Source organism: Halorubrum sp. SS7, from assembly GCF_005435055.1.
GTDB classification, from domain to species: Archaea; Halobacteriota; Halobacteria; order Halobacteriales; family Haloferacaceae; genus Halorubrum; species Halorubrum salinarum.
This window is the reverse complement of the sequence record NZ_SGXV01000202.1, coordinates 337-702: the sequence shown is the minus strand read 5'-3', so window position 1 is coordinate 702 and position 366 is coordinate 337. Positions and strand designations below refer to the sequence as shown.

The 366-nt window shown below is 65.3% G+C and carries 1 protein-coding gene; it reads left to right on the top strand.

Annotation, left to right across the window (positions count from 1 at the left end; all coding sequences use genetic code 11):
* Positions 1 to 203 (top strand): nitrous oxide reductase accessory protein NosL (locus EXE44_RS17630; protein WP_199241265.1); only part of this gene is annotated, 203 nt, incomplete at its 5' end.
* Between the last annotated feature and the right edge of the window lie 163 nt (positions 204 to 366).

The following is a 366-nucleotide window of genomic DNA, read 5'->3' as shown; positions in this document are numbered from 1 at the left end:
CGGCACCGGAGACGTTCGCCGACGCGACCGATCTCATCTACGTCGCCGAAAGCGACGTGATGGGTGGAATGGGCCCGGCGCTCCACCCGTTCTCGGACCAAGCGGAGGCCCAGTCGTTCATCGACACGCACGGCGGCCAGATGTTCGGCTACGAAGCGATCGACCGCACCCTGATCGAAGGGATCCGGCAATCGGGAAACTGAGCGGACGAACCGGACGGACCGGGAGGGAGGCGGTCACTGATTGCCGCAGCGCGGGCACAATCACGATCGGGTCTGATCGAGTCAGTCCGCGGTGGCGCTGTCATTCAGCGAGCCCGGCGCGTACGCGTACACGGCGTAGAGAACCATCGCGGCGATCAGGAAA